At 43.9% G+C, this 14,931-nt stretch carries 8 protein-coding genes; 1 reads left to right on the top strand and 7 read right to left on the bottom strand.

Annotated features, from left to right (window positions below; genetic code table 11):
* Position 1 precedes the first annotated feature (1 nt).
* The 5 genes from KTR06_RS05075 to KTR06_RS05055 form a co-directional block, all read right to left on the bottom strand.
* Positions 2 to 1,783, bottom strand: coding sequence for a glycoside hydrolase family 66 protein (locus KTR06_RS05075; protein ID WP_120070865.1), 1,782 nt, complete (start codon positions 1,781 to 1,783; stop codon positions 2 to 4).
* A 14-nt stretch (positions 1,784 to 1,797) separates the two neighbouring features.
* Entirely contained in the window at positions 1,798 to 3,312 is a 1,515-nt protein-coding gene (locus KTR06_RS05070) for a SusF/SusE family outer membrane protein (protein ID WP_120070891.1), read from the bottom strand.
* A gap of 36 nt (positions 3,313 to 3,348) precedes the next feature.
* Positions 3,349 to 4,812: a RagB/SusD family nutrient uptake outer membrane protein gene (locus KTR06_RS05065; RefSeq protein WP_371414144.1), complete on the bottom strand. Its 1,464-nt coding sequence runs from the start codon at positions 4,810 to 4,812 to the stop codon at positions 3,349 to 3,351.
* A 42-nt stretch (positions 4,813 to 4,854) separates the two neighbouring features.
* Complete coding sequence (locus KTR06_RS05060; RefSeq protein ID WP_120070894.1) at positions 4,855 to 7,854, bottom strand: TonB-dependent receptor; 3,000 nt, start codon at positions 7,852 to 7,854, stop codon at positions 4,855 to 4,857.
* A gap of 212 nt (positions 7,855 to 8,066) precedes the next feature.
* Entirely contained in the window at positions 8,067 to 9,716 is a 1,650-nt protein-coding gene (locus KTR06_RS05055; RefSeq protein WP_120070868.1) for a DUF6377 domain-containing protein, read from the bottom strand.
* A 170-nt stretch (positions 9,717 to 9,886) separates the two neighbouring features.
* Here KTR06_RS05055 and KTR06_RS05050 point away from each other — a divergent pair, with 170 nt between their 5' ends.
* Positions 9,887 to 11,020 carry an ATP-binding protein gene (locus KTR06_RS05050; RefSeq protein WP_120070871.1) on the top strand — a complete coding sequence of 378 codons (1,134 nt, stop codon included), beginning with the start codon at positions 9,887 to 9,889 and terminating at the stop codon, positions 11,018 to 11,020.
* 712 nt (positions 11,021 to 11,732) lie between these two features.
* On the opposite strand, the gene KTR06_RS05045 is transcribed toward KTR06_RS05050, so the two are convergent.
* Together KTR06_RS05045 and KTR06_RS05040 are read right to left on the bottom strand one after the other, a co-directional pair.
* Complete coding sequence (locus KTR06_RS05045; RefSeq protein WP_120070874.1) at positions 11,733 to 12,194, bottom strand: hypothetical protein; 462 nt, start codon at positions 12,192 to 12,194, stop codon at positions 11,733 to 11,735.
* A gap of 530 nt (positions 12,195 to 12,724) precedes the next feature.
* The gene (locus tag KTR06_RS05040; RefSeq protein WP_217290025.1) at positions 12,725 to 14,929 is read right to left on the bottom strand and encodes a glycoside hydrolase family 2 protein; all 2,205 of its coding nucleotides are present in this window, start codon (positions 14,927 to 14,929) and stop codon (positions 12,725 to 12,727) included.
* Positions 14,930 to 14,931 lie beyond the last annotated feature (2 nt).

The following is a 14,931-nucleotide window of genomic DNA, read 5'->3' as shown; positions in this document are numbered from 1 at the left end:
TTTATTCAGCCACAATCATCGTCCAATATTTCAGGGAAGGCAATGTAAATGAGACAACCCCGTTCTCCTGTGTAAAGGCCAATTCCTGCAAAGCTCCTCCGTGTACATCCGGCGACGCTACCCACAGCTTATTCACCTTTGCCGACAGATTCATCTGCAAAGCCGCTTTTGTAATCAGAGCCGGTTCCGGCATCGTACCGTCCACATCTCTCCAACTAAGGCTGTTCGCTTGCGAGAAATTAAGAAGATGTATCACTTGCTTGCCACCTACCTGCTTGGCATAAGTAGTAACCGATCCCTGTTGAGGAGGCCAACTATTCAATCTCATTTCGCCATTAGTACAATTCATGGAAACACTATTCTCCGTACCACCGTCACGAAGCAGATTTTGATAAGAAGTCAGGAAATCATAATAACGAACCATCGCTGTTTTCAGTTCTTCGCTCATTGTCAGGTTCTCATTCGGAAAGTACTCTTTGCACAACATGTGATCGCCTCCCAACTCCAGGTGCGAACCACCCAAAGCAAACATGACAGCATCTGTCAATAAGATACCCGGCGTATTAAATTCTCCCCGGTTATCCGCTTTATTATAATTCATATAAGCTGCAAAAACCGTATTCAACTGATAATTACCATAGACTCCATTTTCATAAAGAATGGCTTTCAGATTGGTAAAATCAGCCTCATCCGCCCACACTTCATTATAGAAGAAATCAACTTTACCTGTCTCTCCTATCTGACGGGCACCGTAACGGCTGACCGCATTCATCACCAAACTCTTGTCCGGATGAGCCTGCTTCGTCGCTTCAATAAAAGAAGCATATCCCTCACGCAGATTGACCGGAATACCGTTGTAATTGTAAAGCGTGCTGCGTCGTCCCAACTGGTCTATCTGATAGCCGTCGAAGGCAAAGTTCACATATACATCATCATTCCTCTCGTTCAAATATTTCTGCCATTCCTTATTAGAAGGATCTACCAGATAAATATTACTTTTCCATCCGCCCGGCAGATCATGACTGTCTTTAGTAGTGTGAGAAGCATCCTTAAACAAATACCATTCCTCCTTCACCCCGTCCGCAGCGGCATCCTTCAACGCCCCGAAACAAAGATTGTAAAACATAGACTTCATACCGAAACGATGCTGCGCTTCAATGTAATTTTTCACCGAACTTGTATAAACCTCCCGGTTAGCGATGTCCATATATACTTCGTCCAACTGCGTACGTGTACCGCCCAACGGCCAGTGATGTTTATTATGCCAGTCCTGAAACTGTACCCAATTGATGTGATGACGATTCAGATACGCCATCTCTTCCTGTGTCTTTTCGGCTGTCTTCTCCCGACTGAAATCAGCGACAAAACCATAACGCGGAAAACGTGCCGGATCACTGGATACATCTACCGCAATCGTACCGACAATCACATCTGTACCATTCTCCTGACGGTACAGTTCCGCCATATATCCTTTGAAATCAGTAGTAGGCGGTTGCCATGTCCAACTGGTACCATTTACCACCGACTCTTCTCCGACAACCTCCCCTAAAAGACGATAACGAACTTTAGTTCCGGCAGGCAACGCAGCTTCTGCTGTAAATACCACTTTCTCCCCCGGTTTATAGAAAGCCTTATCCGTAGACAGGTCCACACTTAAATCCGATGTTACCGGAGTCACTTCGGTGACACTGCCCGAAGCTCCTCCATTCTCTTGGTTCGACCCATGATCGTCACTGCAAGCCATACACAGGAAAGCAGCCACCAAATATATTATTTTCTTCATCTTGAATTCTTGTTTTATTGTTTCACAATCGAAATCGTCTCTTTCAACTGGTCAATCGTAATCCGATAAGAACCGGCTTCCTGAATATTCCATTTATAATCCAAACTACCCAAATCTGTATCCGGATACATACTGCTCAATTCCGCATCCGACTTAGCAACAAACAATGCCGTTTCTACTTCTCCCGTCGGAGCCTTGTTGCTCTTATCCGCCATAAACCAATCCCCGTTCCAGTCTGACTGCTTGTCGCAGGAAATCTTCATCTCACCTGTTTTCAGTGTGCCGCTCCAGGTAAAGATGTAAGGACTGTCGGCACTCTTCGTCATCGGAGTAGCATTGCCTAAATCCCATCCGTTCGGAGTTGCCTCACCCACCAGATACAGCCCTTCGTAAGGAGTGAACGGACGCATCAGCATCTTTTCTTTTCCCTTTCCTGTGTAGAACCATACTTTATAAGGCTTGCCACATTCGGCTTCCTTCATCTGCCATTTATTATCGTCACCTCCAAGCACTACGGATGTCGAAGTGTACGGAGCATTAGCCATGGTAGGATGGAAGAAAGCATCCGCCTGACCGAAATCTGTCACAGAAGCGAATTTAAATTCTCCGTCCGCCTTCCAGGGAATCACGGCTCCATAATGGAACAGATCCATTTGGACAGCATCTTTAGACAGTGCTTCAAATCCCCAACCATTGTTACCCGTAAACGAACCGACAATGAAAAACTCCTCATATCTCCAGCCAATATCTTCCGTTTCGGTAAGTGTCAATGTCAGGTCGAGCAGGTTTGCTTTTACGATATAAGTTGCTTCTTTACTGATTGTGAACTGTTCGTCCGGTTGGTCACCCGATGTACGGTAGGTCAGTTTGAATCCTTCTTCGGCAGTAGCATCACGGTTGTACGACGGCAGGAATTCTCCTAAGGTCGTTATAAATTTAAACGATCCGGTATTCAGCTTTCCTGTCCATGTAAATTGTCCGTTATCCGTACGTTCCATTGCCGTTGCGTTATCGGCGCTCCATCCGTTCGGAGTAGCATCACCAATCAGGTAAAGCGTCGTAGTAACCGGCTGGTAAGTAGTCACCGTAAAGGCAGCCGTCGCAATCTGTTTCTGATCTTCCATTCCGGCAACAACCGCTGTGATACGTGCTTCCAACTCCGCTTTCACGGCATAACCGATACCGAACTGCGTATGCAGAAATTGGTTAAGTTCTTCCACTTTCTTAGTCCATTGATACGTTCCCGTACCCAAATCTACCGAATAAGGATTCGCAAAGTCCGTTCCGGCTTTCGCCAGTTCCAGCGTATAAGAGATACGGTTACCGCTTCCATAATTCGTTCCGGTAGTCCATGAAAGCGCCAGCGCCTCCTGACTATGGTTCTTTTCGTTCAACACCAACTCCTGCTGATTCACCGAAAGGGTGAGGGTATCATGTCCTTTATCTGTCTCCATATAATCCTCGGTACAGGCAACCATCGTTGCGCCGATGAAAAGAGAGCATAACAACTGATATATATATTTCTTCATCATATTATTTGTCTAAATGAATGATTATAAAACGGATTAATAACCGGGATTTTGAGTCATCAGGTGATTGGAGTCCATCTCCGTCTGCGGAATAGGCAACAGGAGACGTTCTTTGGTCACATTATTCTTACCGATAGATTTCAGGAATGTCAATGCATAATTTCCATTATCAACCCGGATCATATCGAACCAGCGGTGTCCCTCAAAAGCAAGTTCCATCCGACGTTCGTGAATAATCTTTTCTCTCATTTCGGTCTGCGTCAGAGTGGTCGGCAGCTCTGTCAGTCCGGCACGCTTACGAACGATATTCAATGGTTCGGCAGCCTGATCCGGATGTCCCTGCTCATTCAAAGCTTCCGCTTTCTTCAGTAAGACATCCGCATAACGGTATACTACAAAGTTGTTGGGGTTGGTATTATACTCCGGAGAGACGGTTTTCGACACAAGGAACTTACGTACGTTATAACCCGTATTGGACCAGGAACGTTTGTATTCCATACCATCAAAAGCAGGACAACCCTGATACAACACAGTGATGTCTTTCCGCAAATCACCGTCCTCGTATTGCTTGACAAACTCTTCCGTAGGCAGGTTCCATCCATAAGCACCGGCTACCATACCCGAATTACGTGGTCCCATGAAAGTAGACAACCAGGATGCTTGATTATCGCCGCCCCAAAAGTCATATTCCGTACTACCGGAGTATTGCACTTCGAAGAGAGATTCCGCACCATTATTGATCGTCGCATTAAAGTTATCGGCATAATTGCATTGAGTCAGATCATATCCCATTGCAGCAATGTTATTGCACAAGGTCACTACTTCACTATAATAGTCGCGATGGTTGGGAGCCAATGTCAGGTAAATATCCGCCAGCATCGCCATTGCAGCCTCTTTGCAGGCACGTCCCCTGTCAGCATCTCCATAACTGCTTTTCGGAGGAAGCATATTCACTGCATTTTTGCAGTCGGAAAGAATTTGAGCATATACCTCATCTACCGTATTACGGGCAATATCCGCAGATTCTCCCGGTTCAAACGGCTCCAAGCGCAAAGGCACCCCTCCGTACAAACGAACCAGAATATAATAATAATGTGCACGCAGGAAATAAGCCTCACCCATGCAACGGGTCTTTATCTCATTGGAGATAGATGCTGAAGGCAAATTGGAAAGCACGATGTTGCAACGTCCGATCCCAACCCACGGAGAACGCCATACATACAAGGCAAAGCCGTTATCGCTCTGGGCAATGAAATTGGAAGCCTGAACAGTCTCCAAACCGTCAGTACCTCCTCCGGCTCCTACTTCACTGTTGCCTGCAATGATGTCGAGGCTCCAAATACGCTGGTTATACATATTAGATGACTGAAGAGTCTTGTAGCAGGCAGTAGTCAGTGCCACAGCAATCTCATTCGTCACTTCCGACTCGGGATCGACGCCATATTTAGGATATTTATCCAAGAAGTCGTTGCACGATGTCAATGCCAGCACGGCAGACATAAATACTAAAGTTATTATCTTTTTCATATTCTTTCTCCTGATTTAAAAGTTAAAGTTCAAGCCCATACTGAAGGTGCGTGAAATCGGGTAACGGCTGCTGTCGATGCCATTAATATCCACTTCCGGGTCGAAGCCGGAATATCCGGTGATAGTTGCTACATTCTCGCAAGAGAAAGAGATGCGGGCATTTTCCAGTTGAATCTTTTGCATCCACTTTTTGGGCAGTGTATACGAAAGCGTGATATTCTTCAGACGGAGATAGGAACCGTTTTCCACAAATCTGTCGGATACACGGCAGTTCTGGTTCGGGTCTCCCCAAATGGCGCGGGGCATAGAGTTGCTGGTACCTTCACCCGTCCAGCGGTTCAATACGGCTGTGGTTTGGTTGTAAGCGGCTGCCATTCCTTCGTTGTCAACATTGTTGGCGTTATAAATCTTGTTTCCCGATACGCCTTGCAGGAAAACGGAGAGTTCCCAGCCCTTATAAGAGAAATTATTGCTTAAAGAGAAGAACCAATTCGGATTCGGGTTACCGATAACGGTACGGTCTTCATCGTTGATGACTCCATCGTTATTCAAATCCCGGAAACGGATATCCCCCGGAGCGGCTCCCGGTTGGGTGGCGTGGCGGTTTACTTCCTCCCAGTTTTGGAAAAGCCCGTCGGTCATGTATCCGTAGAATACATTGATCGGATAACCGGCTCTAAGCATAGTCACGTATGAATTACCCATCTGATTGATAAACATCGGGGTTTCGCTGTTCAAGTCCAGAATTTCATTCTTGTTATAGGTAGCCGTTAAAGCAGATTCCCAAGAGAAAAGACCTTTCAGGTTGATGGTGCGCAGGGTCATCTCCACCCCTTTGTTGCGCATCTTGCCGGCATTGGTAAAGGTTTCAGTAGTATCTTCAAAACCGGAGGTGATAGGGATGGAAGCTTTCACCAACATGTCAGTCGTCTTCTTGATGTAGGCATCCAGCGAAAGGTTGACACGTGAATTGAACAGGCTCATATCCACACCGAAGTTGGTTTGGCGTACCTCTTCCCAATGAATATTCGGATTGGAAAGGGTGGTAGATACCAAAGCGGTGGAGTTGTTGTTGCCGAAAGGATAGACTCCCGTATTATAGGAAGCAACAAAACCGTAGTTACCGATTTCCTGATTACCGGTCACACCGTATCCGATACGCAGTTTGAGGTCATTCACCGGAGAGTTGTCTTTCGGGAACCATTCTTCCTGCGAAATACGCCATGCCAGAGAAACGGAAGGGAATGTTCCCCAACGGTTGTTCTTACCGAAGCGGGAAGAACCGTCACGGCGCACAGTGGCTGTAAGCAGGTATTTATCTTCGTAAGAATAGTTGAGACGTGCCATCAGAGAAAGCAGTGCCCAGTCGCTCTGGCTGCCACCGATGCTGTACATCTTCTCTCCGTTGTCCATTTCATGGATATTATCAAACATGAAGATATTCTTTTGAGCATTCAGGTAATCATAGTTGTTCCACTGGGCGGAAGAACCTGCCATCACACCTACACGATGTTTTTGGGCGAAAGTATGGTCGAATACAAAATAATTATCCCACAGGTAGGTAAATGATTTGTTGTCACTCTTATAGCGGGAGGATTCTTCTACCGGATTCGGTTTCCAGTCGTAAGCCGGAGTAAAGTTGTCGACAAACCAGAATTTGGCGTCATAACCGAAGGTGCTTTTCAACTTCAACCATTTGGTAAAGGCAATCTCTCCGGTGATATTTGCCAGAAAGTTATATCCTTTCGTCTCGTTCGTCATCATGTACAACGTACCGATCGGATTGCGGACACTTCCATACCATTGCGCTTCCTGTCCGGGACCGCTCCAGCTACCGTCTTCATTCTTCACCGGCTGGGTGGGGAGTGCTTTCATCGCATCTCCGATGCTGTAAGTTCCTCCTTCTTTCACGTCCGTACTGAATGTCAGATTAGTAGTGAACTTCAACCATTTATTAACCTGGGCATCACTATTTGCCTGAAAGTTGAAACGACGGTAATTAACGCTTTCCACGATACCGGACTGGTCGAGGAAACCGCCGGATACATAGTAATGTGCCTTTTCCGTACCACCGGAATAGCTAACCGAATAACTTTGTTTCACTCCCGTACGTAGCATCTCATCCAGCCAGTTCGTTCCTGTTCCCAATAAAGAAGGGTCTGCCCAATAAGGGTTTGTATTATCATCATTATTAGACAGCATATCATTGCTCAAAGCGGCATATTGCGCAGCATTCAGCATATCGGGTACTTTAGTAGCGTTCTGAATAGCCCAGTTTGCGTTTACCGTTACTTTTCCGGCACCTTCGGCACCACGTTTGCTGGTAATCATCACCACACCGTTGGCACCACGCGAACCATAGATAGCTGTTGCCGAAGCATCTTTCAATACGTCTACCCGTTCCACATCAGCCATATTTAAGGAAGACAATCCCAAGTCGGTAGGAATTCCGTCAATGACAATCAGCGGGTTACTGTTATTGATCGTACCCAAACCGCGGATTTTAATGGTGACATTATCACCCGGCTTACCGGCATCGATAATCTGCACGCCGGATACTTTTCCCTGCATTGCCTGACCGATATTAGCTACCGGAGAGTCTTTGATGTCCTTCACTCCGACAGAAGATACGGCACCAGTCAAATCGCTCTTTTTCATCGTTCCGTAACCTACTACAACAACTTCGTCCAATACTTCCGTATCTTCCTGCAAGGTTACTTTCAACGAGTTTTTCCCGTTCACCGGAACAGTCTGCGTTTTATAGCCGACAAAAGAGATAGTCAGCGTGCTGTTAGCCGGAACGCTTAATGAGAAATTACCGTCTACATCGGTTATCGTACCATTCGTTGTACGTCCTTCCACCACACTGGCACCGATCACCGGTTCACCTGTGGCATCTACTACATGTCCTTTTATTGAAATCTGTTGTGCGAATGCACTAAGAGATAGGAACAAGCCCCACATTATTAATAAGAGGCGGCGTTCAAAGCCTTTCGACTTCATACTCTGTTTCATGTACATTAATTTAAAGTTAATATTAGGGTTACTTTTGTTTTCGTTCTCTGTGTCATTGCTGAAATGACCGTGAAACAAAAGTATCCACATTTCATACTGCTTCTTTGAGCAGATAGCAAAAATATAGTGATTTACACAGTACCTCACAGTATAAACCACTAAATATAAGAACTTTATAAAATAGAAGTCAGACTAAAAAAGTAGTGATTTTCTTATTCTTCCACCTTCCCTATTTGCATTACTTTAGTCTCAAATTCATCTCTTTCTCCCAAAGCTTTGTTACGGACACGGGTCCGGTAATTATAAATGGTAGTCACGGAATAACGGAGGAATTGCGCTATCTTGGTACTGTCCGTAATCCCCAGCCGGATAAGGGCAAAGATACGGAGTTCGGTGTTCAACAGTTCTCCCGGTTTGGGTTGCATGGGTTCTGTGAGCAGCGCATTAAATTCCTCCACAAAATTGGGGAAGAGTTGCAGGAAAGTCATGTCGAAATTTGCATAAAACTCTTTCAGTTCTTCGTCAAGGAATTGAGAAGATTTAATGGCTTTATATAGTTCTTCCACTCTTCCGGCAGCGGCAATTTTATTTAGGGAACGACGGTATAAATCCATCTTGTCGAGATAAGTGGAGCATTGGTCCATATATCGGCCGATATATTCCTCCTTGATATAGTTGGCTTCCGAAAGCGTATGGTTCATCTCTTTCAGTTGCGAGTTGGAGTCGTGAAGTTCTTCGTTCAGTTCTTGCAACAACGTATTGGTATCAACCACTTCGCGACGTGCGGCAGCAACCTTTTTCATCTGCTTGTAAACGAAGAAAATGGCAACCAACAAAAATACGGAAAGCAAACTGATACAAATCAATGATACTTTCATCTCCTGCTGCTGCCGTTTGGTTTTCAATTGGTAAGCCTGGTCAATGATAGGAAAGACTTGCGAGATTTCTAACGTACGAAGGCGGGCATTACAAAGAGTGGCATCCTCTAAGGAGCATTTCAGGTAATTGTAGGCACGGTCAATATCCCCTTCATCGTAAACAAGGGAAGCGAGTTTGCGCAAAGATACATATTCCTTTACTGCCGATTTCAGGTCGGCAATAGCCGAAAGGGCCAGGTAATGTTTTTGCCCCTGCTTGTCGCCTTTCAACCGGTAACCCTCGGAGAGAGTATAAGTAAGCATTGCTTTTGAATGGTCATCCAAAGAAGGTTTGTTGTAATATTCCATCAGCATACGGATGGCTTCATCGTATTGAGCATGTACGATACACTTATCCGCCATCACCAATACGTGCCCCAAAGAGTCGGAAGCGTTGACCTGCAGAAGAGAGTCACGATACAGATCCGTCATTCGATAATACTCTTTCTTGACTTTCTCCGTAACGGCATAATCTCCCATCAATCCGTAAATAGTGCGATACAGATGATAATAGTAACCATAGAGATAATCGGGCAACGTTTTCTTATTAATCTGCCCCAATAGTTCCAACGCTTCTTTATACATTCCGGTAGTTCCCATCACTTCCGCCATATTCATGGCAGCATCATCCAGGTAATCCAGTTTATCCATGCGATGCGCCAGTTCCTCTTTCCGTTGAGCATAGACAAAAGACGAATCCAGATTATAAGCCCGGTATTCATCGAAAAGACGTCCGCAAAAACCATATCGTTGTTCATCGGAAGTAGCCTCCGCCAACAATTTCTTCAGGTCAGCGATACGCGCCTCCTTTTCCGCTCCATAGATCTGACGGTTTTTAATGATACCATCAATCTCACGAAGTAACGCATCGGTACTCTTATTATCTTTTGCATAAAGCAGACCGGAAAGGACGATTGTCACAAAAATCAGAATCACTTTTTTCATAGTGCCGTATGTATTATAGTTGCAAAGATAAAAGTCTTTCAGAAACTTCCGGCTTTCAGGAGAAAATTATTGCAGGCAGAAAAACAATGTTTATTAAAAAGAGGAGGTAAATCGGATTTATTATAAACATAATTATTATATTTGTAATAATTGTATTTATAATAATCAGTATGGCAATCGTTAATAACCCTTTTATCGTAGGCGGATACCTATCTCCCCATTACTTTTGTGACCGCGAAGTGGAAACAGAACAGTTGATACGTAACATAACCAATGGAAGAAATGTCGTTATCATTTCTGTGCGTCGCATGGGAAAGACAGGTCTGATTCGTCATTGCTTTTATCAGGATGAGATTAAAGAGCATTACTATACATTCTTCATTGATATTTATGCGACAGCCAGCCTTAGGGAATTTGTATTCGCTTTGGGAAAAGAGATTTTCGAGAAGCTCAAACCCAAAGGAATGAAGTTCATCGAACGTTTCTTCTCCGTCATTTCCTCACTGCGCGCAGGTTTTAAACTGGATTCTGTTACGGGAGAACCCACCTTCGATATTGGATTAGGAGACATTCATACTGCAGAAACAACACTGGATGAAATCTTCGCTTATTTAGAACAGGCTGATAAACCTTGTATCGTAGCCATCGACGAATTTCAGCAAATAGGCAATTACACAGAGAAGAATGTAGAAGCCATATTGAGAACTAAAGTCCAGCATTGCCAAAATGCTCGTTTCATCTTTGCCGGAAGCCAGAAACACATTATGATGAATATGTTCAACAGCCCGGCCCGACCTTTTTATCAAAGTGTCAATATGATGCAACTAAAGAGCATTCCGCTTACGGCATACAGGGCATTTGTTGAAAGGCTTTTCCTTGAAAATAAGAAACGTATTGAAGAAGAACTGATAGACGAAGTATATAATTTCTTTGAAGGACATACCTGGTATGTACAACTCATGTTTAATGAATTATATATACTGACCGGAAAAGGGGAAGTGTGTGATCGTTCCCTCCAAAGTATTGCCCTGACCAATATCCTGCAGATGCAGGACTTCACATATCAGGAGATTTTCTCCCGCCTTCCGGAAAAACAGAAAGAAGTACTGATTGCTATCGGAAAAGAACAAAAAGCAACCGGAGTCACTTCAGGAAAATTTATAAAAAAATACAAGCTAAGTACTCCGAGTTCCGTACAAGCTGCACTCAAGGGATTACTGGAAAAGAATCTAGTCTCGCAGGAACAAAATCATTATGAAATATCCGACAAGCTGTTGGGAGTCTGGCTACAAAAGAATTACTAAGTTAAGTTATAACCTCTAGCAATCAGAAATCGCTTACTAGAGAAGATTTTTTAATTTCATTTCTCATATTCTCATCAATTCTTATAAAGAGCATATAATCAAACAATTATCTTATGAGAAATACCGTATTAAAAAGTGTTTCTCATAAGATACTCCCTATTTTAGCGTAAATTCCGGCTTATTCTCATAACGTTTTAGGCTATTTCTCATAGTCAGCTTACCAGCTCCTTTCGTGACAAATCCTCATTAAACAACCGTTATACACCCGTTATACTTCTATTATCCCATAACCATCATTCCATTAACGTGCCGATATTGTTAACTTCCCACAGCCGTGGTGACTTCTTCCCACAGCCGTGACGAGTTCCTACCACGGCCGTGGGAAGATCTTGTCACGGCCGTGACGAACTAAAGATACCGGTGCTTTAGTGGAATTATACCGGTATCCCAACGTAACGATGCCGCCATCCCAACGTAAATATACCGGCTACTCTCCCCATAAAGTCCCACTTGATTAATCTTAAAATAAGACGCTTGACAAGAAATCAAGGCTGACAATAAAAGTGCATATATTTTATTGTCAGCTTATTATCAGCATCTATTGTCATACAGTATAAAATTGATAGTCAATTACTTAAATATTATTCTGACAGATTGACAATAAAAAGAGTACAAATTGCTAAGTATTAGCTCAACAAAATAAGACGATTGTTCATTGATGCATCCTTGTGGACCAATTCAGTTTTATTCTTTTGATTCTTATACACAGTTTTTTTAACAGGCATTTATAACAACCGCCCCGTCCTAATTCAAGTTCTATTTCTAAATCCCGTACCCGTTCGTTTTGTTCCATCCACATGCCCCGTAACGCATCTCGCTGTGATTTGGCTTCCCTATACATTTCAAGCTCTTTGTCGCGTGCCCCTAAGAGGAAAGCATATATCAAGCACGTCTCGGATTTACTGATACAGAATTGTTCCAATGCTTTCACATATTCCGGATCAATGCCTTTCTCCCTGGTTTTCAGGAATCCACGGAGACTTTCATCGTTTACAACCGTTTTGTAATCCTTGAAATATGACATGATTACCCGCATATCCACCCAAAGTTGGATATATTCTTTTTTAAGATTGTATTTCTTAGCCGCTTCTTCTACGCTAATCCATTCTGACATAATGTTCGTTTTTTTATGTGTGATACAATGAAAGAGGGATACTCTTTTTATTATATTAGTGCAACGGGCATCTACGCTTCCTGCAGTCCGGTGGGCGGGGATTGGTTAGGTTATATTGGGGTATTATGAATAAACCGACCGGATACAAGAAAGGCGCAGATGCTGTTGCACCATTATCCGCTCATGAGGCTTAGCAAGACCTTTCCAAAGGATAATGATAACAACAGACACCCACGCCAATCGTTTATATATAACACATTCCTGACGGATATGTTGATATACACCGTTCGCGTGGAGTATCTGCTGAATCATCTCTCTTTGGTCGAAAGTTGCTAATTTTCATGAGCGAGAGATAATACGCTTTTACTCCAATAAGAGATAAAACCACTTTCCACCAGTTCCATCACGCTGATGGGCAGAAAGCGTGTGACAAAGATAAATGATTTATTTGGAATATATTGGAAATAAGGTAATAAATAATAAAAGGTACATACCTTACAATAGAAACAGACAAAAGAAAAACAATTCTGTTAATAAGCCCTCAACCCATAATCGAATCTCATCTTCTTGCTATCTTTCACTTCAATTTTCAACAAATTACTTCCTTTTCGCAAGTAACGGCTGTAATCGCTGATATTATATTGATTATATTGCCTGGTCTGCTTTGCCTCCTGCGCAAAGACTTCCACTCCATTCAGCCAAACTTTGGCTTCTCCGGCAACATTCAGCCATAAAGACAGATGATTGAAATCCTTATCCACCTTAAAAGTAGCTTCTGATACTACCGTAGAACGAGGGGGACAGTCGAAAGGCAAAGAAGTCATTTTCAGCTCCTGACCGTTCATACTGACAAGGCGGGTATTCTTGCTTCCGTTCTGACTGTCTGCAATCAAAGTAACAGCTTTCGCAGGGGTGATTTCATACAAACGGTTGTGCATCAGGTGTAACAAGCCTTCCGGTATTTTAGTTACTTTCCGGTCGTAAGTAATCAGGCCGTTTACTTCTCCCTCCACATCTGTGGTTTGTGTATAAACAGCCGCACTCAACCCTTGGGCAATCAGCGTTTCCAAATCATATACCAGACGGCCGTAGCTATCAATCAATGCCATTGCTCCGTCGATATTCTTGTACCCCCAGTTTCTCATATTCGGATTCCAGATATGTTCCTTGATCGCCCAGCCATAGCCGCCGAATTCTCCCAGTACGGAAATGCGGTTGCCGTTGTTCTCCGGCAGAATCATGGAAGTGACAGGATAATTATGTACGTCGTACATATCGCCTACGCCTCTGTCCGTCCAGCCGGTCACTCCGTTTATCAGGCGTGTATCGTCGTATTTTATCACTTTATTTACGATTTCCACCGTGTTGTGCTGTCCCCATCCTTCATTGAAAACCACCCAGGTAGTGATACAGGGATAGAAACGGAGACGGTCGATCATCTCGAACATTTCTTTTTGCCATTGGCGGGTGTGTTCTTCGGGAGCGTTCCAATCAGTAGTAGCCAACGGATTGACGTGTTCCTCCTTCTTCCTTGACGTAGCAAAACCGGAAACCATGTCTTGCCACATCATCAATCCCAAGGAATCAGCGTAATAATAATATTGCTCCGGTTCTACTTTGATATGTTTACGGATCATATTGAATCCCATCTTCTTCAACTGCACCATGTCCCACAACATCGCTTCCTCGGAAGGAGGAGTCAACAATCCGTCGGGCCACCAGCCTTGATCCAGCGGACCGTATTGGAAGATGGGTTGGTTATTCAGGCAAATACGGTTATATCCGCACTCATCTTTACGGACATCTACTTTTCTCAAGGCAAAGTAACTCTTTACCCGGTCTAAAACACGTCCTCCATTGGATAAGACAATATTCAAATGATACAGTTTCGGAGATTCGGGAGACCATAAGACAGCGTTCGGAACGTCTATCTCCATCGCATTACTCAACTTTTGTTCCACCGTCTTGATTACTTTGCCATCATCCAACACTTCTATTTTCACTTCTTCATTGCCTTTGGCTCCGATTATATCGAAAGCCAGCTTCACGGATTTTCTCTCAATATCAGTGGAAGGAAGTACCTGACGAATATAGGTTTTATTCACCGCTTCCAGCCACACAGTTTGCCAAATACCCGATACAGGTGTGTACCAGATACCTTCCTGGTTAAGTTGCTGTTTCCCTCGGGAGATAGATTCCGTGTCCGTCGGGTCGGTGACAGCTACTTCAATGCTTTGAGAGCCACTCTTCTTCAGGTATTTAGTAATATCGAACGAGAACGGGTTGTTTCCTCCTTTATGCGTACCGACCAACCGGTTATTCACCCATACTTGACATTCATAATCCACTGCTCCGAAATGCAGGATAGTAGATTTGTTCTTCCAGGAAGGATCTAAGGTGAACTCACGTTGATACCATAGTTTATCCGTAGGAAGAAATGTTTTCTGCACTCCGGACAGAGATGATTCAATCGCAAACGGGACCAGGATTTCCCCTTCAAAGGAAACATTCTTCCGGGACGTGTTCTGATCCGTTACGGCATACTTCCACAATCCATTCAGATTGATCCATTCTGCCCGTTGCAACTGTGGTCTGGGATAACTTTGCCACACATTTTCCGGCGTCACCTGTTCAGCCCATACTGTTTTTATTTTATCTCCTTTAGGCTCCCATGCATGGGTAAACACCTGCGACATGGCTCCTAAAGCCAGAGTTAGTAAGATTCTCTTATCCATAA

Source organism: Bacteroides sp. MSK.20.12, from assembly GCF_019052435.1.
In the GTDB taxonomy this organism is placed as follows: Bacteria; Bacteroidota; Bacteroidia; order Bacteroidales; family Bacteroidaceae; genus Bacteroides; species Bacteroides xylanisolvens.
Note: the sequence above shows the minus strand (reverse complement) of the source record. Positions and strands in the feature narration are given on the sequence as shown.

Bases quoted from the DNA above. Each gene is read 5' to 3' on its own strand.
- KTR06_RS05070 (WP_120070891.1), bottom strand. From the start codon at position 3,312: ATGAAGAAATATATATATCAGTTGTTATGCTCTCTTTTCATCGGCGCA.
- KTR06_RS05050 (WP_120070871.1), top strand. From the start codon at position 9,887: ATGGCAATCGTTAATAACCCTTTTATCGTAGGCGGATACCTATCTCCC.
- KTR06_RS05065 (WP_371414144.1), bottom strand. From the start codon at position 4,812: ATGTCTGCCGTGCTGGCATTGACATCGTGCAACGACTTCTTGGATAAA.
- KTR06_RS05060 (WP_120070894.1), bottom strand. From the start codon at position 7,854: ATGAAACAGAGTATGAAGTCGAAAGGCTTTGAACGCCGCCTCTTATTA.
- KTR06_RS05045 (WP_120070874.1), bottom strand. From the start codon at position 12,194: ATGTCAGAATGGATTAGCGTAGAAGAAGCGGCTAAGAAATACAATCTT.
- KTR06_RS05055 (WP_120070868.1), bottom strand. From the start codon at position 9,716: ATGAAAAAAGTGATTCTGATTTTTGTGACAATCGTCCTTTCCGGTCTG.
- KTR06_RS05075 (WP_120070865.1), bottom strand. From the start codon at position 1,783: ATGAAGAAAATAATATATTTGGTGGCTGCTTTCCTGTGTATGGCTTGC.
- KTR06_RS05040 (WP_217290025.1), bottom strand. From the start codon at position 14,929: ATGGATAAGAGAATCTTACTAACTCTGGCTTTAGGAGCCATGTCGCAG.